The 17,653-nt window shown below is 60.2% G+C and carries 18 protein-coding genes and 1 other RNA gene; 11 read left to right on the plus strand and 8 right to left on the minus strand.

All coding sequences use genetic code 11. The features are described 5' to 3' along the window. Positions 1-11: 11 nt before the first annotated feature. Positions 12-1,601: a threonine ammonia-lyase, biosynthetic gene (gene ilvA, locus N645_RS0113045; protein WP_081666239.1), complete on the plus strand. Its 1,590-nt coding sequence runs from the start codon at positions 12-14 to the stop codon at positions 1,599-1,601. Between the two features lie 273 nt (positions 1,602-1,874). Next, positions 1,875-2,015: a hypothetical protein gene (locus N645_RS18200; RefSeq protein WP_170162958.1), complete on the plus strand. Its 141-nt coding sequence runs from the start codon at positions 1,875-1,877 to the stop codon at positions 2,013-2,015. Positions 2,016-2,044: 29 nt separating this feature from the next. On the opposite strand, the gene N645_RS0113055 is transcribed toward N645_RS18200, so the two are convergent. From N645_RS0113055 to N645_RS0113065, 4 genes are all read right to left on the minus strand, one after another. Further along, a complete protein-coding gene (locus tag N645_RS0113055) occupies positions 2,045-2,659 on the minus strand; it encodes a 5-formyltetrahydrofolate cyclo-ligase (protein WP_024461962.1) in 615 nt (204 codons plus the stop codon). 69 nt (positions 2,660-2,728) lie between these two features. Beyond that, positions 2,729-2,906: non-coding RNA, 6S RNA (gene ssrS / locus N645_RS17860), on the minus strand. Positions 2,907-2,972: 66 nt separating this feature from the next. After that, positions 2,973-3,278, minus strand: a complete 306-nt coding sequence (locus N645_RS0113060) for a cell division protein ZapA (RefSeq protein ID WP_024461963.1) — start codon at positions 3,276-3,278, stop codon at positions 2,973-2,975. Next, entirely contained in the window at positions 3,275-3,505 is a 231-nt protein-coding gene (locus N645_RS0113065; RefSeq protein ID WP_369755570.1) for a TIGR02449 family protein, read from the minus strand. The genes N645_RS0113060 and N645_RS0113065 overlap by 4 nt, the downstream gene beginning before the upstream one ends. Positions 3,506-3,749: 244 nt before the next feature. On the opposite strand from N645_RS0113065, the gene N645_RS17105 reads away from it, so the two are divergent. The 9 genes from N645_RS17105 to N645_RS17110 all read left to right on the plus strand — a co-directional run bounded on the left by N645_RS17105 (position 3,750) and on the right by N645_RS17110 (position 11,043). Further along, complete coding sequence (locus N645_RS17105; RefSeq protein WP_024461965.1) at positions 3,750-4,376, plus strand: UPF0149 family protein; 627 nt, start codon at positions 3,750-3,752, stop codon at positions 4,374-4,376. Between the two features lie 52 nt (positions 4,377-4,428). Continuing rightward, positions 4,429-5,757: a Xaa-Pro aminopeptidase gene (gene pepP, locus N645_RS0113075; protein WP_024461966.1), complete on the plus strand. Its 1,329-nt coding sequence runs from the start codon at positions 4,429-4,431 to the stop codon at positions 5,755-5,757. Between the two features lie 32 nt (positions 5,758-5,789). After that, positions 5,790-7,073 (plus strand): 2-octaprenyl-6-methoxyphenyl hydroxylase, encoded by a 1,284-nt coding sequence (gene ubiH / locus N645_RS0113080; protein WP_024461967.1) that lies wholly within the window; start codon positions 5,790-5,792, stop codon positions 7,071-7,073. Beyond that, positions 7,070-8,311 carry a UbiH/UbiF/VisC/COQ6 family ubiquinone biosynthesis hydroxylase gene (locus N645_RS0113085; RefSeq protein WP_024461968.1) on the plus strand — a complete coding sequence of 414 codons (1,242 nt, stop codon included), beginning with the start codon at positions 7,070-7,072 and terminating at the stop codon, positions 8,309-8,311. Before ubiH ends, N645_RS0113085 begins: the two co-directional genes overlap by 4 nt. Before the next feature lie 6 nt (positions 8,312-8,317). Next, positions 8,318-9,070, plus strand: a complete 753-nt coding sequence (locus N645_RS0113090; protein ID WP_024461969.1) for an AAC(3) family N-acetyltransferase — start codon at positions 8,318-8,320, stop codon at positions 9,068-9,070. An 8-nt stretch (positions 9,071-9,078) separates the two neighbouring features. Then, positions 9,079-9,408: a hypothetical protein gene (locus N645_RS0113095; RefSeq protein WP_024461970.1), complete on the plus strand. Its 330-nt coding sequence runs from the start codon at positions 9,079-9,081 to the stop codon at positions 9,406-9,408. A 331-nt stretch (positions 9,409-9,739) separates the two neighbouring features. After that, entirely contained in the window at positions 9,740-9,952 is a 213-nt protein-coding gene (locus tag N645_RS0113100) for a cold-shock protein (RefSeq protein ID WP_024461971.1), read from the plus strand. 199 nt (positions 9,953-10,151) lie between these two features. After that, the gene (locus tag N645_RS0113105; RefSeq protein ID WP_024461972.1) at positions 10,152-10,469 is read left to right on the plus strand and encodes a DUF3301 domain-containing protein; all 318 of its coding nucleotides are present in this window, start codon (positions 10,152-10,154) and stop codon (positions 10,467-10,469) included. Positions 10,470-10,476: 7 nt separating this feature from the next. Continuing rightward, positions 10,477-11,043 (plus strand): NUDIX hydrolase, encoded by a 567-nt coding sequence (locus N645_RS17110; RefSeq protein ID WP_051174463.1) that lies wholly within the window; start codon positions 10,477-10,479, stop codon positions 11,041-11,043. Positions 11,044-11,176: 133 nt separating this feature from the next. Here the strand turns inward: N645_RS17110 and N645_RS0113115 are convergent, their stop codons facing one another. The 4 genes from N645_RS0113115 to N645_RS0113130 form a co-directional block, all read right to left on the minus strand. Continuing rightward, positions 11,177-12,598 carry a sugar porter family MFS transporter gene (locus tag N645_RS0113115; protein WP_024461973.1) on the minus strand — a complete coding sequence of 474 codons (1,422 nt, stop codon included), beginning with the start codon at positions 12,596-12,598 and terminating at the stop codon, positions 11,177-11,179. Positions 12,599-12,778: 180 nt separating this feature from the next. Beyond that, positions 12,779-14,422 carry a family 43 glycosylhydrolase gene (locus N645_RS0113120; RefSeq protein ID WP_024461974.1) on the minus strand — a complete coding sequence of 548 codons (1,644 nt, stop codon included), beginning with the start codon at positions 14,420-14,422 and terminating at the stop codon, positions 12,779-12,781. 276 nt (positions 14,423-14,698) lie between these two features. Next, positions 14,699-16,030: a xylose isomerase gene (xylA, locus tag N645_RS0113125; RefSeq protein WP_024461975.1), complete on the minus strand. Its 1,332-nt coding sequence runs from the start codon at positions 16,028-16,030 to the stop codon at positions 14,699-14,701. Between the two features lie 72 nt (positions 16,031-16,102). Beyond that, a complete protein-coding gene (locus N645_RS0113130; RefSeq protein ID WP_024461976.1) occupies positions 16,103-17,602 on the minus strand; it encodes an FGGY-family carbohydrate kinase in 1,500 nt (499 codons plus the stop codon). Positions 17,603-17,653 lie beyond the last annotated feature (51 nt).

A 17,653-nucleotide genomic window follows, 5' to 3' on the forward strand; every position in this document is an offset into this window, starting at 1 on the left:
CATTATACGCGATGGATGCCAGCGGTTCGCAAATTGTTTACCATGGGGGTTTGCCGTCTCACACAGCTTTGGTGCAATACACTCCTATGCCCGACTCCTACATCAAACGTATCCTCAATGCCCGCATCTACGACCTCGCCGTCGAGACGCCACTCGACCCGGCGCCGCTGTTGTCCCAGCGCACCGGCAATCAGGTGTTGCTCAAGCGCGAGGACCTGCAGCCGGTGTTCTCCTTCAAAATCCGGGGCGCCTACAATAAGCTGCTGCAACTGAGCCCGGAGCAGAAGGCAAAGGGCGTGATTGCGGCCTCGGCGGGCAACCACGCCCAGGGGCTGGCGATGGGCGCTCACCATCTGGGTATCAAGGCCACCATTGTGATGCCGCGCACCACGCCGCCGATCAAGGTGGACGCCGTGCGCGCCCGTGGAGGCAAGGTCGTTCTACATGGGGACAGCTACGATGAAGCCTCGGCCCACGCCAAAAAACTGGTGGAAGAAAAGGGCATGACCTATATCCACCCGTTTGACGACCCGGACGTGATTGCCGGGCAGGGCACGGTGGCGATGGAGATTCTGCGCCAGTACCCGGGCCATATCGATGCGATCTTTGTCGCCGTCGGTGGGGGTGGTCTCTGCGCCGGTGTGGCGGCCTACGTGAAATACGTGCGCCCGGATGTGAAAGTCATTGCGGTAGAGTCCGATGAATCCGCCTCGCTCAAGGCCGCGATGGAGAAAAAGCGGCGGGTGACCCTGCCCCAGGTGGGTATTTTTGCCGATGGGGTGGCGGTGGCCCAGATCGGCAAAGAAACCTTCCGGGTGATCCGCAAGACCATTGACGGGGTGATCACCGTTAATACCGATGAGATCTGTGCCGGTATCAAGGACATTTTTGAGGATACCCGCTCCATCGCCGAGCCTGCCGGTGCCATCAGCGTGGCGGGCATGAAGAAGTATGCGGCGGAGAACGGCATTACCGGTCAGACCTTCGTTGCCATCGATTGCGGGGCGAACATCAACTTCGACCGGTTGCGCTACATTTCCGAGCGCACGGAAATCGGTGAGCAGCGAGAGGCCATTCTGGCGGTCACCATTCCGGAGCGCCCGGGTGCCTATAAAGAGTTCTGTAAGGCACTGGGTAAGCGCAATATCACCGAGTTCAATTACCGCTACGCGGATAGCCAGGAGGCGAAAATCTTTGTCGGCATCCAGGTGGGCAGCGGCGGCCACGACCGCGCCGAGCTGGTGTCCGAATTGCGCGAGCAGGGCTATGACCTGGTGGATATGACCGACAACGAAGTGGCCAAGATGCATATCCGCCACATGGTCGGCGGGCACGCGCCGAACGTGGGGGATGAAATGGTATTCCGCTTCGAGTTCCCGGAGCGTCCGGGAGCGCTGCTCGCCTTCCTCAATCGGGTGGCCGGGCACTGGAATATTTCCATGTTCCACTATCGCAACCACGGCGCCGCCTATGGGCGGGTGTTGATCGGTATGCAGGTGCCCAAGAAAGAGCGGGCACAGGTGCGCAAATTCCTGGATGAAATCAATTATCCCTATTGGGATGAAACCGACAATGAGGCCTATCAGTTCTTTCTGAGCTGAGGTGCTAATCCGATCTACTTCACGGTAGGGTGGCATAAGGGCGAAGCCCGCCATCCACCGTTAAAACCGCAAAACCCGCCCTAAAAATGTGATTTTCAACACATTTGCCTCAAAAAACGTCCATTTTTCCGACGTTTTTCTTGATCTGTCACGATTTTCGACTAACCTTAGACTTCGTTGCGATAAAACGGTACGCCAACAGGGAAATTTAGTTCTGGACGGATGTCGATTAACTGAATACCTGAACGGTTAAAAAAGAAGGTTCCGAATAAAATGAAAACCGATATCGTTACTCTGGTCATTTTTGTGTTCTGCCTGGGCGTGCTGATCAGTGCGCTGGATCTGGGCAGTTGGTTTGGTGATGACGACAGCAGCGCTGCCTCGGTGGTCCTGCAACAGGCCGATAATTCCTAGCGCCCGTCGCTCTCAGCAACACCCACCTCTTATCGAACAACACCCCGATCGGTTACCACCGCTGTCAGGGGAATATCCCATGGTTCAATCGGCAGCGCGGGTACTTCCTGACAGGCGTGCGCCAGACCAAACAGGTCCGGGCCGTACCCGGGGATGTGACCGTCATCGGCCTTGAACGCGAAGGTCCGATCGTAGAAACCGCCGCCCATGCCCAGTCGCCCTCCGTTCGCATCGAAGCCCACCAAGGGTAGCAATACCAGATTCAGAAAGGGTGCCGCCAGGCGCGGTTCCCGGTAGGGATTCGGTTCCGGAATACCATAGCGGTTGGGGTAGAGCGGGGTGTCGCGCTGCCAGAGCACAAACCAGAGTCGCCTTGGTTGAATGGGGTGTAAGACGGGCAGGTAGCACTGCTTACCCAACTGCCAGGCTCGCTCCACAATGGGGGTGGGATCAATCTCGCCGTCATTGGGCCAGTACACGGCAATCCGCCGACTGCGAATGAATTCCGCCGTGCGACTGATCTGGCGGGCCACTGCGTGGGCGGCGTCCCGGTGTTCCTGGGCCGTCAGGCCATTGCGGCGGGCGCGCAATCGTTGGCGCAGTTGTTTCTTGTCCGGTGCGGGAAATTCGGAAATCGTGCTCAAGGGCGAGACGTCCGCGGTTGAATCGTCCGAAAGGAATCACCGGACCCAAACCGGACCGGCGAGAGAAAGGAGAACCCCAAGGTGCCGCTGTCAATTGGGCCTTGAACCCTAAGGCTCAAGGTGGCGATGTTCGCGGTCCATCAGGCTTCCCGTTCGCGCGGTAATGCTCAACAGGACCTACAGAACAACGCCTGTACTGCGGTTATCGGCTCAAGGACGTGTTGACTGGCGAACACCCCAGGGCGTGCTTTCAGTATAACCCGGAAGTCGGGGGGCAACGCAACCGGATTCGGCACCGGCAAAAGGTGGGGGCTCAGTGCTGCTCGAACTGCTCCAGGCTGCGATCGATTTTGTCGTTCAGACGCTGCAGTTCGTTCTGGTCCAGATCCAGCGAGGGCTGTTGCGGTTGGCGTTTGGCCTGCAATAATTCGTGGCTCAGGTTCAGGGCCGCCATCACGGCGATCCGTTCCAGCCCGATTACCGACCCGCTGCGCTTGATGGCCCGCATGCGCTCATCGAGCAGTTCAGCAGACTCCTGCAGTGCCGCGCGCTCCTCTCGGGGGCAGGCCACCTGATAGTCTTTATCCAGAATTTTCACGAAAACCGTTTCGGTACTCACGAGTCAGCCTCCAGGCTCTTCAGGCGCGTAATCATGGCCTCTACCCGGCCGCGGGCCAGCTCGTTTTTCTCGATCAAACGCACCCGCTCCCGCTGCCAGTCATTGGCTTTGGCCCGCAGTTCGTCGTTCTCCTGCTGCAGGCGTTCACAGACCTGGATCAGACGATCCATCTTCGCTTCCAGGGCTTCTAGCAGTTCATCGGACATGATTTCGGGGACCGGGTTCATTATTCGCGTGCAGCTACTATATTGCGCCCTTCGCAGAGGGTCAATCTTCGCCCCGTTGGGTTACGGCGGATGCGGGTCATACCGCTGCGCTCGGCCCCTACACGACCTGCCATGGTATGCGTAGGGCGGATAAGCCGAAGGCGCATCCGCCGCAACCGTACTCGACGACATCCGCCGTAACCGTACGTGCCGCCGTCAAATCGGGATTCGTGTTAGCATATCCGGTCAACGACACGAGGTGCCCATGACGACCGAACCCGAAATAACCCCCCTGAGTTATGAACAATTGAGCGAGCTGTTACAGCCGCTGGGTATTCTGATCAACCCGGCGGAATTGCAGGGGCTGTTGTGCGGGAAGTTCTGTGGTGGGGCCAAACCGGATGAAACCGAATGGTTGCTTGAGGCGGTGGAAGAGCTGGACTTTACCCAGGCGCCAGACGAGTCGGTCCGCAATGCGCTGACCCAAGTGTACCGGGATACCCGGGCGCAACTGACCGGCAACGGCTTTGCGCTGCAACCGCTGCTGCCCAAAGACGAGCGGGAAATCACCCTGCGGGTGCAGTGCCTCGGGCAGTGGTGTCACGGTTTTCTGGTGGGCTTTGGCAGCGCTGGGCACGCCGGCGACACCAACCTGTCGGACGAAGCCCGCGAGGCGCTGGAAGATCTGGCGGCCATTGCCCAGGTGGAGCTGGACGATGAAGAGTCCGCCCGTGAAGCCGAGAACGATTACGTCGAAGTGGTGGAATATGTGCGCATGGCCGCGCTGTCGCTGTTTATGGAGTTTGGCGCGCGGGCATTGGTGGATGCCAATGTGCCTGGTGCCGAGGCGACCCAGGACCCCTCGGCGGATGAACCCCCGACCCTGCATTGATGTCGTTACCTCTTTTTCGCGTTATCTAACGGCTGAGCCCTAAGGTCGATCCATGAAAATCACACGTCAGGAGTTCGCCCGTCGGCGCAAGGCGCTGATGGAGGTGATGGAACCCAACAGCATTGCCATAGTGCCCTCGGCGCCGGAACGTCAGCGCAGTCGCGATACCGAGTACCCTTACCGCCAGGACAGCGACCTGCACTACCTGAGCGGTTTTCCCGAGCCCGGCGCGGTGTTGGCGCTGATTCCCGGGCGGGAGCACGGCGAGTTCGTCCTGTTCTGCCGCGACCGGGACCCGGACCGGGAAATCTGGGACGGCTACCGCGCCGGACCCGAAGGTGCCTGCCGGGATTACGGCGCTGACGATGCGTTCCCCATTGATGACATCGACGATATTCTGCCGGGCCTGCTCGAAGGCCGGGAGCGGGTTTACTACGCCATGGGCAAAGATCGGGAGTTTGATCGCCAGGTCATGGACTGGGTGAACAGTATCCGTGCCAAGGTCCGCTCCGGTGCCACCCCACCCGGGGAGTTTCTCGATCTGAATCACTTTCTGCACGACCTGCGCCTGATCAAAAGTGCCGCCGAGCTGCGCCTGATGCGCCAAGCCGGGGAGATTTCCGCCCGGGCGCACAGTCGCGCCATGCGCTACTGCCAGCCGGGGGTGATGGAGTATCAGCTCGAGGCGGAGATTCTGCACGAGTTTGCAATGGCCGGGGCGCGCTTCCCGGCTTACAGCAGTATTGTGGGCGGCGGTAAAAACGGCTGCATCTTGCACTATATTGAAAATAGCGCCGCACTGAAAAACGGTGACCTGGTCTTGATTGATGCCGGCTGTGAGTACGAAACCTATGCCGCGGATATCACCCGGACCTTCCCGGTCAACGGCACCTTCAGTGCGGAGCAGCGCGCTCTGTATGAATGGGTCCTCAAGGCGCAGCGGGCGGCGATTGCCGAGATCCGCCCCGGCAACCACTGGAACCGTCCCCACGAGGTGTCGGTCCAGGTGCTGACCGAAGGTCTTGTAGAGCTGGGGCTCTTGCAGGGTGAAGTGGATGAACTGATCGCCAACGAGGCCTATCGCGAATTCTATATGCATAGGGTCGGCCATTGGCTCGGGCTGGATGTGCACGATGTGGGCGACTACAAAATCGATGGCCAGTGGCGCCTGTTGGAGCCGGGTATGGTCATGACTGTGGAGCCCGGACTCTATGTGGCGCCGGACAATGAGCGGGTCGCCCGGAAGTGGCGCGGCATCGGGATTCGGATTGAAGACGATGTGGTGGTGACCAAAGAGGGATGCGAGGTTCTGACCGACGGTGTGCCCAAGGAGCCGGATGACATCGAGGCACTGATGGCCGATGCATCGCGATCGCGGTAATGACCGCCACTGTTCCTGTGTGAGGCCTGTCCATGAATGAATCGCTTGCCCTGCCGGACTACGACATCGCCATTGTGGGCGGTGGCATGGTGGGGTCTGTGTTGGCCGGACTGCTGTCCGCCAGCGGTGCCGGCTGGCGGACAGTGTTGATCGACGCCCGCTCTCCCGACGGGTTGGTGAGTGATCACTACGCGCCTCACTATGACAATCGCTCCACCGCCATTTCCGCTGGCAGCGCCGATATTCTGCAGCGTCTGGGGCTATGGTCTCGGCTGAAAGCCCACGCGACGGCCATCACGGAGGTGCATGTGTCCGATCAGGGGCACCTTGGCGGGGCCCTGATTGACGCCCGTGAGCAGGCCCGGGATGCCCTGGGTTACGTTCTGGAAAATGCCTGGCTGGCACCGACCCTGCGAGCGGCGGCCGATGGCGCGCCGGAGGTCCGGGTGCTGGCCCCGGCGCAGGTGACCGGCCTGTTGCCGGGGCGGCACCTGAGCACCCTCACCCTGAAGGGTGAGGGTGCCCCGGGAACGCTCACCGCGCGGCTGGTGGTGCTCGCGGACGGAGGCGCTTCCGATCTGCACCGTCGGTTGGGCATAGAGCAGGTCCGCCGCGACTATCAGCAGCATGCGGTGATTGCCAATGTCTCGTTCGAGCGACCTCACAGGGGTCGCGCCTACGAGCGCTTTACCCCCCGGGGGCCCCTGGCGCTGTTGCCGCTGGATGAAAGCCCGCAGGCCCGTCGGGCCGCGCTGGTCTGGACCCTGCCCCCGGGCGAGGCCGAGGCACTGCGCCGCGCCCCGGAGCCGGAATTTCTTGACGCCCTGCAGCGGGCCTTCGGCTGGCGTCTCGGGCGCCTGACCCGGGTCGGCGAGCGACAGTCCTGGCCGCTGGCGCTGGTTCAGGCCCAGGAGCAGGTGCGCTCGCGGTTGGTGTTGCTGGGCAACAGTGCCCACTATCTGCACCCGGTGGCAGGGCAGGGGTTCAACCTGTCACTGCGCGATGCGGCGGCCCTGGCGGCGGTCTTGCGGCGGGCGCGTCTGGAGGGAGGTGATCCCGGGGCGCTGCCCGTGCTGAATCGTTATGTGGCGCAGCGCGCCCAGGATCAGCGTCTGACCATACAGCTGAGCGATAAACTGGTGCGGGTGTTTTCCAACCGCCGTCTCGGTCTGATGGCGTTGCGTCATCTCGGGTTTGTCGGGTTGGACTTTCTGCCCGGGGTAAAAGACTGGTTTGCCGCCCAGACCATGGGCACGGCCGGGCCGCGTGCGCCCTGGGAACCTCCCGTTCAACGGCTGTCGGAGATGGGGCCATGAGTGAAACCACGTACGATGTCATTGTCGTCGGTGCGGGGCAGGTCGGGGCCACCCTGGCACTGAAACTGGCGCCCCTGCTGGCGGCCCGTGGCCTGCGCCTGGCGCTGGTGGAAGCCAGCGACGCCGAGCCGGCCGTGTATCGGGGGGAGCAGTTCGATCCCCGGGTGGTGGCGCTGACGCCGGCGTCCCGGCGAATCTATGAGCAGTTGGGCCTATGGCGGCACATAGAGGCCGAGCGGGCCTGCCCCTACCGGGATATGTTGGTGTGGGATGGTGAGGCCAGCGGGCGCATCGGTTTTCACGCGGATGAGCTCAACTGCGACCAGCTGGGCCACATTGTGGAAAACAGCGTTCTGGTGCGCCACCTGCGTCAGGCCTTGACCTACCAGTCCACGGTCGAGTGGTTCCGGCCGGCGGCGGTGGCGACCCTTAAGCAGCGCAATGACGGTGCCGTATCGGTCGGCCTCGACACCGGGCACACCCTGGTTGCGCCTTTGGTAATTGCCGCCGATGGGGCTCACTCCCGGGTGCGCGAGCTGGCGGGTTTCAATATCCGGGAGTGGCCCTATGAACAGAGGGCCATTGTCACCACGGTGCGGACCGAGCGTCCCCACGGCCAGACGGCCCGCCAACGCTTTATGCGCACCGGGCCACTGGCATTCCTGCCCCTGCGCTGCCACTGGGGGGAAGTGGATGCCGGTGAGCACCCCTGGGATGAGCACTACAGCTCCATCGTCTGGTCCGCCGATTCGGCTCTGGCTGACGAACTGCTGGCCCTGGACGACACGGCATTCTGCGACCGCCTCGGACGGGACTTCGAATACACCCTGGGGGCGGTCACCGGTACGGATCGCCGCCACGGTATTCCGCTCTACCAGCGCCACGCCCGGGATTACATCCGTCCGGGCATCGCCCTGGTCGGGGATGCGGCGCACAGTATCCACCCGCTGGCCGGTCAGGGGGTGAATCTGGGGCTGAAGGATGTCCAGGCCCTGTATCAGGAAATTGAACGGGCGTTGACTCGCGGCCTGCCGCTGTCGGAGCCCTCGATACTGCGCCGTTATCAACGCCAACGCCTGGGGGATAACCTGGGCATGATGGCGACCATGGAAGGTTTCAAACGACTCTTCGGCAGTCGCTCTCCCGCCTGGATCGCCCTGCGCAATAGTGGGCTCCGGCGGGTGGATAATCTGCCACTGATCAAAAACACGCTTGCTCAAAAAGCCATGGGAGTATGAGCTGCTATGAATATCAACCCCCATCTGGAACTGTCCAACCTTCTCAAAGACCTGGGTGTGAAGCCCGGGGATACCCTGATGGTGCACGCATCGCTGCGTTCACTGGGGGAGGCCATGCCCGCCGATATCGTATCGGCGGGGCTGCGCCGGGCCCTGGGGCCCGCGGGTACCCTGGCAATGCCCACGCTCAGTTACGAAACGGTCAACGCCGAAAATCCGCTGTTCGACACCGAGGAAACCCCCTCTTGTGTCGGCAGCCTGAGCGAGGCGTTCCGTCGCCAGCAGGGTGTGGTGCGCAGTCTTCATCCGACGCACTCGGCGGCGGCGATCGGCCCCAATACCTCGGACCTGCTCGTGGGTCACGAAAAGGACCATACGCCCTGTGGTGAGCATTCGCCTTTCGCCATCTTGCCGAAGCTCGGCGGCCGGATTCTCTTTCTCGGGTGCGATTTCACCGTCAACACCATGATGCACGCGGTGGAAGAACAGGTGATGCCGCCGTACCTGTTGGAGGATGAACCCGTGGACTTCATCCTCACCGATGCCCGGGGCCGTCAGATCACCAGCGCCGTTCGCTGTCACAGTTTCAAAGGCTATGTGCAGCGCTATGATCGTCTGGAGGCGTTGCTGCCTGAAGGCGCGATCAAGCGCGGCCAGCTGCTCGCGGCCGACTGCATGTTGGTGGATGCCCAGGCGGCCTGGGATGCGGCACTGGCCGCCATCAAGAAAGATCCTCTGTACTTCGTGGACAAGGAGTGACGCCGACTATGCCGTTACTCACCCCCGAGCGTAAGCGCCGACTGGACCTGTCACTCAATGCGATGTTGATCCTGTGCCTCTTGGTTGCCGGTGCGGTGTTTCTGGGCTACTCACAGGGTTATGGCCTGTTGCTGGCCCCGGTGGGCTGGGCAGTGGCGCTGGGGGTTTTCCGGCGCTGGCGCTGGGCTTACTTCGCCAGCGCCGTCTGGGCGCTGGCCTGTTACCAGTTGGCCAAGGAAGGACTGGAGTTTGAAGTACTGAAGCGCGTGGTGATGATATTCAGCATGCCTCTGGTGGTGCTCTCCATCTACCTGCACGAAGTGCTCGCCCGTCGGTAGCGCACCCATGTGGTGCCCTACACCTTTTTCGGCACCCTGTGAGTGCCGTTCGCTGCCGCTTCGGAACCCGCTCAAAGTTTCATCAAATTATGCTTGAACTGCCCGGAGCGAAGTGCTTTAATTTTTTTGCTAGAGATTGTGAACGGCCAAAGGCTAGGCTCCCGCGAGGCACCCTCCAGTAACTTTGTTCGACCCTTCCCTTAGCACAACCCCTGGGGTTGTTTCACCCCGGCTTTTGCGTTGCTCGCCCAGGCGTTGACCAAGGTCGGTTTATGTCAGGCAGGTTCGTCGATGTTTTCGGATCTGCATTTGTTTGCTAGACGAGGAAAGTATGTCAGATCAACTGGTATCAGGTGTTGTTAAGTGGTTCAACGACGACAAAGGTTATGGTTTCATCGAGCGTGAAGGTGGTGCAGACGTGTTTGTTCACTTTCGTGCCATTAATGGTTCAGGTCGTCGCACGTTGAAAGAAGGCCAGAGCGTCACTTTCGAAGTGACCCAGGGCCAGAAGGGACCGCAGGCGGAAAACGTCACACCGCTGTAATCTGACCGAACGCAATCACCTGCGCGGCCGCCGGTTCCGGCGGCCCGCATTGGGCCAGAGTGCTCTTCGCTCTGGCTTGCCCCCGCTGCTTTTCGCTCGCGTTAAGCCACACGTTTCTTATGCTGAAAATTTTTCTCTCGGGGTGGTTCCGCGAGTCACCAGACGGTATCCTTCGGGTTTGTCCGGGAATCATGAATTCATGCTCGATTTGAAAGCGTTGATCTGGCTGACCGTTCTGGGCCTGTTCATTTATTACAGCTGGCGCGCCTTTCAGGCGAAAGACCGGGCGTTCATCGCGGCCCGTCGTCACTGTGAACAGATGCAGGTGCAGATGTTGGATCAGAGTGTTTATCTGCGTAAGCTCTGGATCAAAAAAGACGCCCGGGGTCGCCCCGGTTTATGGAGAGCGTTCTATTTCGAGTTCACCGTCACCGGTGGTGACCGCTACTTTGGCCGGGTGTTGATGCTCGGTCGACACATCCAGCGCGTTGAGCTTGACCCCCACCGTTTGCATTGACCCCTGAATGTCTCCCCCAAATGATAAAGGTGATTGTGTGACTGATAGGATCGGCGGCTGGCAGCGCAAGTCGACGCGCTGCGTGTATGAAAACCCCTGGATTAAAGTGTCCCACGAGGAGGTGATCACTCCGGCTGGTACGGATGGCATTTATGGCGTGGTGCATTTCAAAAATACCGCGGTCGGTGTGGTCCCGATTGATGAAGAAGGCAACACCTGGCTGGTGCGTCAGACCCGTTACACCATGGGTGAATATACCTGGGAAATCCCGGAGGGCGGTTGTCCCCGCGATGAAGACCCATTGAGTGCCGTCAAGCGTGAGTTGCAGGAAGAGGTGGGGCTCTCGGCCCAACACTGGGAGATGTTGCAGGAGCTGCAGTTATCCAACTCGGTCACCGACGAAACCGCGATCATTTACGTGGCTCGGGATTTGCAGACCGTCGAGCAGAGTCTGGATGATAGCGAAGATATTGAAGTGAAAAAGTTACCGCTCACCGAGGCCATCGCCATGGTAGATCGCGGCGAAATCACCGATGCGATTTCGGTGGCCGCATTGTTGCGGTTAGCACGATAGTGGGGGAGCTTAACGTTGGGTTACGGCGGATGCGCTTTGCTTATCCGCCCTACACGACCTGCCGTGCTATGCGTAGGGCGGATCGGTCCGACGCTTCGGAGGCCAAAGGCCGCATCCGCCTAACCCAAGGTAATTACCCCTCCATCTCCTCCAATTCCTTCCCTTTGGTCTCATGCACCATCATCAACACAAACACCACAGAGAGCGCGGCGAAGAAGGTGTAGATACCGTAAGCGGCGGATAAACCAATGCCCGCGAGAAGAATCGGGAAGGTCCAGGTGACCAGGAAATTGGCCAACCACTGGGCCAGACCGGCAACCGCCAGACCGGAACCGCGAATCTGGTTCGGGAACATCTCCCCGAGCATGATCCACATCACCGGGCCCCAGGACAGGTTGAACAGGAACACATAAGCATTCGCCGCAATCAGGGCCAGCAGGCCGGCATTGTCGGACAGGTTCAGGTTGCCGGTTTCCACGTTCACCGGTGCGCCGGCAAAGGCATAGGCGACCAGGCCCAGAGTGATGGCCATACCGGCCGAGCCAAACCACAGCAGAGGCTTACGACCGATCTTGTCGACAAAAAAGAAGGTGATCAGACAGGCCGCGATACTGATACTGCCTGAAATGACGTTGATGGCCAGCGCGTCGTTTTCGGAGAAGCCCGCTGCCTGCCAGAGTACTGCACCGTAGTAGAACACCACATTGATGCCCACGAACTGCTGCAGTACCGCCAGGCCGATGCCGATCCAGACGATGGTGCGCAGCTTGCCGGTCTGTTTGTTGATCAGGTCGGACAGCCGCGGGCGGTGATGGTCTTTGGCCAGGGAGGTATTGATTTCTTCGACTTTGGTCTCGGCCGTGCTGCGCCCATACAACCGGGCCAGTACGCCACCGGCTTTCTCCATCTTTCCAGACGCCACCAGATAGCGGGGACTTTCCGGAATAGCCAGAAGAGCAAAGAAAAATATAGATGCCGGGATCAATTCCATCCAGAACATCCAGCGCCAGGTTTCAAAACCCAACCAGAACTCCCGGGTGGAGCCGCCGGCGAATTTGGCCAACAGGTAGTTGCTGAAGAACGCCATGGTCAGGCCGGTGATGATGGCGATCTGCTGCACTGAGGTGAGCATACCGCGGTAGCGCGCTGGAGCCACCTCACTGATATAGGCCGGTGCCATGACGCTGGCGGCACCTACGGCGAGACCGCCCAGAATGCGATAGATGACAAATTCAACAGTGCCACCAGCAACGCCGGAGCCCCACGCGGACACGATGAAAAAGACCGAGGCGACGATCAGCAGGGAGCGACGTCCGTATTTGTCCGCAAGGTTACCGGCAAAGAAGGCGCCGACGGCGCAGCCGAGCAACATGGACGACACGCTCAACCCGGTACCGGCACTGTCGGAGTTGAACGCGGTTTGCAGGCCTTCGACCGTGCCGTTGATGACGCCGCTGTCAAAGCCGAACAGAAAGCCGCCGATAGTGGCGACGCAGCTGATCAACACAATAAACAGCGTACTTCCCTGTTCAGGGTGAGTTGCATTTGTAGTCATGGAGTGAATACCTATGGTTTTTTTGGGTTCCAAAAATTGCCAGACCGTGGTTGTTATCGTCGAACTGGTTGTTGCCCCATGTTGACCTGAAACTGACCGTAGGCGTGGCGCCCGGCGGCCAGTCCCTGTGCAACCCGGCCATTATTGTCTGTCTTTAAGGCCGGGTGCGTGTGTAGCTTATCAGGGCAGAGCGCGATACACCATGTTACTGAAGCGCACTTTACCTTCACCGGCCGCGTAAAGGGCCGGGCGCAGACTCATAAAGCCATAAGCCACATTGTGGTGGTAGCCGGAGACTTCCATCTGGGTCGGATACTTGATCCAGGTTTCCCCACCATCGGTACTGGTGTGGATGGTGAGAATGTGCCGGTCATTGGTGATCCGCATCCGCAGTTGGGTGTCCATGCCGTCGGGCTTGGGGGCGGTGCGCTGGTCCATGCCGTAGCGGTGCAGGACGAAATGCGCCTTGTTGACCCCAACGCCGGCGTAGAGCTTATCGTTGTAGAACACCATGGCGCCGGCCTGAGCGCCCTCGTCAAAGTCGATATCGACTTCAAACTGATAGGAGTGATCGCCGGCAATGAAGGTCAGAGGCGAGCTGTTGCTGGGTGAGTCGCCCTTGGCCTCCAGCTCCAGAACGCCAGCGTCGTGATCGTAGTGCACCCGTTCGTTTTCGGTAATATCCCCTCGGAAAAAACTGTACTGGATGCCGAACTTGTTGGTGCTGAAATCATCGGAAAGGGGGATGCCGTGCTTGAGCGCGGTGCCACCTTCGGGCTTGGGAATGGGCTGACTCATGTCGTAGCCTTTGGTGACCAGCCAGCCATCGTCGGTCCACTCCACCGGCTCCATCAGGGTCTGACGGCCCAGTGTGTAATAGCCGTTTTCATAACCGTGGTACATCATGTACCAGTCACCGTCGGTCGGGCCTTCCACCAGGGTGGCATGACCGCGGGACCACCATTTCTCCGCGGCGCTCTCGGTGCGCACAATCGGATTGTGGGGCGAGTCTTCCCAAGGGCCGTGGATGGATTTGGAGCGGGCGTGAATCACCATGTGACCCGTAGGCGGGCCGGCGGTGCCGCCGACGGCGGTGATCATATGGTAATAGCCGTCGTGCTGCATGATCTTGGGCCCTTCCTGGCAGTCGCATTCCACGTCCCAGTGCTCGGGATAATCCCAGGCGTCATAGACGTGCTCCATGTCGCCGGTAATGCGCAGGCCATCGTCAGATAGTGGCACACGATAACCGGCGGACAGGAACAGGTAGCGCTTGCCGTCTTCACCCACGGCGTGACCGGGGTCAATCAGGTCGTTATCCAGCGCGATCGGATCGGACCAGGGGCCTTCGATATTGTCCGCATAGACCACATAGATATTGTTGTTGCCCGGAAACTTTGCCGGAATGTACAGGTAGTAGCGTCCGTCGTGCTTGGTCAGCTCCGGCGCCCAGATGCTGCCGACATACTCGGTCAGGGCCGGGCCAACCGGCTCCCAGTTCACCAGGTCTTTGGAGTGCCAGATCGTCAGGGCCGGGTAGGCCTCAAACGAGGAAAATGTCATGTAGTAGTCGTCGCCGTCTTTCAGAATACTCGGGTCGGGACGATCGCCGGATAGGATGGGGTTGAGATAAGTACCGTCACCGAGATCCGCCTGGCGTTGACCCTCGTAGGTGGTCTCCCATTGCTGGCAGTGTTTGACGTAAGGGTTGCCCAGGTAGGGACTACAGTCTTCGGCGTCGGTTTGGGAATGATCGGGGTTGTTGGCCGATGTGCAGGCGCCCAGTAGCAGCGCTGCCCCGGCAAGGGATAGCCATGTTTTCATTGTTTTTCTCTCTCATGTGTCTGGTGTGTTCCCAGATCGGGTTTATTTTTTGTTTCGGTCTAGTAACTCTTTGCTTGTGCTACTTGCTTGGGATCTCCATTGGGTTGGGTTGAAGGTCTGAGACCGGAGCGACGGGATGGCATTGTCTGAAAACGCATGAATACGTCCCTGTAGCTCGCGCGCTTCATCCCTGAAGCGAGCGTTTCAGACAATGCCACCCCGCCGCTCTGGCTGCCAGTCGCTACCACCAGGTGGTGGCAGCGGGGTTGGGTTTTCTTAGCGTACGAAACGGTTGATGATGTTTTCGTACAGCTCTTGCTGGCCGCTGGTCTGCTTGGGCTCGCCCAGGGCGTTGCCAATCTCGGCCAGTTGCTCCAGAGTGAGTTTGCCCTGCTCGAAGTCGGCACCTTTGCCGTTGTCGAAAGAGGCGTAACGCTCGGCGCGCATTTTCTCCAGCGGCGACTTCTGGATCAGGTCGTCGGCGATCAACAGTGAGCGGGCGAACACGTCCATACCACCGATGTGACCGAAGAAGGTGTCGTTCAGGTCGGTGGAGTTACGACGACGCTTGGCATCGAAGTTTACGCCGCCGCCCTGGAAGCCGCCGTGACGCAGCAGAACCAGCATCATTTCAACGGTTTCGTTGATGTTGTACGGGAACTGGTCGGTGTCCCAGCTGTTCTGGTAGTCACCGCGGTTGGCATCGATGGAACCGAGCATGCCGGCGTTGGCCGCGGCCTGCATTTCGTGGTCCATGGTGTGCTGGGCCAGGGTGGCGTGGTTGGTTTCGATGTTCAGTTTGAAGTCTTTGTCCAGGCCGTGATGACGCAGGAAGCCAATGACGGTTTCGCTGTCGAAATCGTACTGGTGCTTGGTGGGCTCCATCGGCTTGGGCTCGATCAGGAAGTTACCCTTGAAACCGTTCTTGCGGCCGTAGTCGCGGGCCATGGTCAGGAAGCGGGCCAGGTGCTCCTGCTCGCGCTTCATGTCGGTGTTGAGCAGGCTCATGTAACCTTCGCGGCCGCCCCAGAACACGTAGTTCTCACCGTCCAGTGCAATGGTCGCGTCCATCGCGTCTTTCAGCTGGGCGCCGGCGAAAGCGACCACGTCGAAATCCGGGTTGGTGGACGCGCCGTTCATGAAACGCGGGTTACTGAACAGGTTGGAGGTACCCCACAGCAGTTTTACGCCGGACTCTTTCTGCTTGGCTTTCGCCAGCTCAACCCAGTTCTGCAGACGCTTCTGGGTTTCCGCGCGGGAATCACCCTCTTCAATCACGTCCACATCGTGGAAGCAGTAGTAGGGCACACCCAGCTTGGTGAAGAATTCAAACGCCGCGTCCAGCTTCATGCGGGTGCGGGTTTCGTGATCCTTGCCTTCACTCCAGGGGAAGTGGAAGGGGCCGGGGCCGAAGGGGTCGTGACCCGCGCCGCAGAAAGTGTGCCAGTAGCACACGGCAAAGCGGAAGTGCTCTTTCATGGTCTTGCCGGCCACTACGCGGTTCTCATCGTAATACTGGAACGCGAAGGGGTTGTCGGACTCGGGGCCTTCGTAGGCAATTTTGCCAACGCCGGGGAAATACTCTTTATCGCCTAGGGTGATACTCATGGTAATGACCTTTTGTGCTTTGTGTGAAAAGAGGTGGGCGGCGGTGGCGCCACCGCCCGGTTTTGGGTGTCCTTATCGGGCCTCGGCAAGGCGGCGCTCGACCGCCTCACGCCAATGGCCATAGAGTTCCTGGTAACGGGATTGCAGCGCTGCCTCCGGCTCGAGAATCGCTTTGCGGGTCAGGGTGCGGAACACATCCTCACGGGAGGTGTAGTAGTCGCAACCCCAGGCCGCGGCCCGGGCGACGCCCTCGGCACTGTCGGTCTGATACAGCTCCAGCGGAGCGCCGGTCAGGTTCACAAAGGCGCTGCTGAAAATCGGACTCAAAAACATGTTGCTGTGCCCGGCGCGCACCACGCGGGTTTCCGCGCCCAGGCCCTTGATCAGATCAAAACCCAGGTTCATGGCGTAGGCCACGCCTTCCTGGGTGGCGCGGGCGATGTGGTTGACGCTGTGACGGTTCAGGTCCAGGCCATCCATCTGGGCGGACAACAGCTTGTTGCGCATGATCCGCTCGGCGCCGTTCCCGAAAGGATAGACGTTCAGGCCGTCACTGCCAGGTTCCACGGATTCGCCCAGCTCGTTCAGTTTCGGGTAGGAGACTTCACCGCCGGCGCTCAGCACGCCGCGCAGCCAGCTGTTCATCCGACCGGCGCCGTTGATGCAGGCCAGCAGGCCCTTGTGCACTTCGGCCTCGCCTTTGTTGACGTGGCGGAAGGTGTTGATGCGCTGATCGGGGTCGGCAATGTTCTTGTCGGTGACCGCATAGACCACGCCGGAGGTGCCGGCAGTGGTGGCCACATCGCCCGGCTCCAGCACGTTCAGACTCATGGCGTTGGCCACCTGGTCGCCGGCGCGGAAGGCGATTTTGGCGCCGGGGTTGATGCCGAGTTCGCGGGCGGCCTGTTCGTTCACTTCGCCCTGCACGCCCAGGTTCGGGACCTGTTTGGCCAACAGGCTTGGATCGATATGCCAGTGCTTGAGCAGTTTTTCGGAGGCTTTGTTTTCGGCAAAGTCCCAGAACACGCCTTCGGACAGGCCGGAGGCAGTGGTGGTGCACTCGCCGCTCAGTTTGTAGGCGATGTAGTCGCCGGGTAGCAGAATCTTGTCGATTTTGGAGTAGGTATCCGGCTCGTTTTCCTGCACCCAGCGCAGCTTGGCGGCGGTGAAGTTGCCCGGGGAGTTGAGCAGGTGCTCCATGCACCAGTCTTTACCCAGTTCCTCAAAGGCTTTCTCGCCGGTGGCGACCGCGCGGCTGTCACACCAGATGATCGAAGGGCGCAATACCTCGCCTTGCGCATCCACCGCCACCAGGCCGTGCATCTGATAGGAGATGCCGATGGCGCCAATCTTGTCTTTCGCTTCGGGGTGCTCGGCCCACATCTGGGCGCAGCCCTGACGCACGGCGTCCCACCAGGCTTCCGGGGACTGTTCCGCCCAGCCGGACTGCGGGGCGCTGATGGTCATTTCCTGGGGCGGGTAGGTGGCGCCCACCACCCGTTCGCCGGTTTCGCCATTGATGACGGCCAGTTTGACCGAGGAGCTGCCGATGTCTAATCCTAAAAAGTACATAGTTCTACTCTTTCTGTCTGTTGGGTTTGAGCCGCTTGCCGCCCATCTTAT

Origin of the sequence: Marinimicrobium sp. LS-A18, assembly GCF_000463525.1 — a bacterium.
GTDB classification, from domain to species: Bacteria; Pseudomonadota; Gammaproteobacteria; order Pseudomonadales; family Cellvibrionaceae; genus Marinimicrobium; species Marinimicrobium koreense.

What these genes read in the sequence shown, in the direction of transcription:
- N645_RS0113100 (WP_024461971.1), top strand. Translation starts at nt 9,740, where the DNA reads ATGTCAGATCAACTGGTATCAGGTGTTGTTAAGTGGTTCAACGACGAC.
- pepP (WP_024461966.1), top strand. Translation starts at nt 4,429, where the DNA reads ATGAAAATCACACGTCAGGAGTTCGCCCGTCGGCGCAAGGCGCTGATG.
- N645_RS0113105 (WP_024461972.1), top strand. Translation starts at nt 10,152, where the DNA reads ATGCTCGATTTGAAAGCGTTGATCTGGCTGACCGTTCTGGGCCTGTTC.
- N645_RS0113115 (WP_024461973.1), bottom strand. Translation starts at nt 12,598, where the DNA reads ATGACTACAAATGCAACTCACCCTGAACAGGGAAGTACGCTGTTTATT.
- N645_RS18200 (WP_170162958.1), top strand. Translation starts at nt 1,875, where the DNA reads ATGAAAACCGATATCGTTACTCTGGTCATTTTTGTGTTCTGCCTGGGC.
- N645_RS0113085 (WP_024461968.1), top strand. Translation starts at nt 7,070, where the DNA reads ATGAGTGAAACCACGTACGATGTCATTGTCGTCGGTGCGGGGCAGGTC.
- N645_RS0113130 (WP_024461976.1), bottom strand. Translation starts at nt 17,602, where the DNA reads ATGTACTTTTTAGGATTAGACATCGGCAGCTCCTCGGTCAAACTGGCC.
- ubiH (WP_024461967.1), top strand. Translation starts at nt 5,790, where the DNA reads ATGAATGAATCGCTTGCCCTGCCGGACTACGACATCGCCATTGTGGGC.
- N645_RS0113065 (WP_369755570.1), bottom strand. Translation starts at nt 3,505, where the DNA reads ATGAACCCGGTCCCCGAAATCATGTCCGATGAACTGCTAGAAGCCCTG.
- N645_RS0113095 (WP_024461970.1), top strand. Translation starts at nt 9,079, where the DNA reads ATGCCGTTACTCACCCCCGAGCGTAAGCGCCGACTGGACCTGTCACTC.
- N645_RS0113090 (WP_024461969.1), top strand. Translation starts at nt 8,318, where the DNA reads ATGAATATCAACCCCCATCTGGAACTGTCCAACCTTCTCAAAGACCTG.
- N645_RS17110 (WP_051174463.1), top strand. Translation starts at nt 10,477, where the DNA reads ATGTCTCCCCCAAATGATAAAGGTGATTGTGTGACTGATAGGATCGGC.
- xylA (WP_024461975.1), bottom strand. Translation starts at nt 16,030, where the DNA reads ATGAGTATCACCCTAGGCGATAAAGAGTATTTCCCCGGCGTTGGCAAA.
- N645_RS0113120 (WP_024461974.1), bottom strand. Translation starts at nt 14,422, where the DNA reads ATGAAAACATGGCTATCCCTTGCCGGGGCAGCGCTGCTACTGGGCGCC.
- N645_RS17105 (WP_024461965.1), top strand. Translation starts at nt 3,750, where the DNA reads ATGACGACCGAACCCGAAATAACCCCCCTGAGTTATGAACAATTGAGC.
- ilvA (WP_081666239.1), top strand. Translation starts at nt 12, where the DNA reads ATGGATGCCAGCGGTTCGCAAATTGTTTACCATGGGGGTTTGCCGTCT.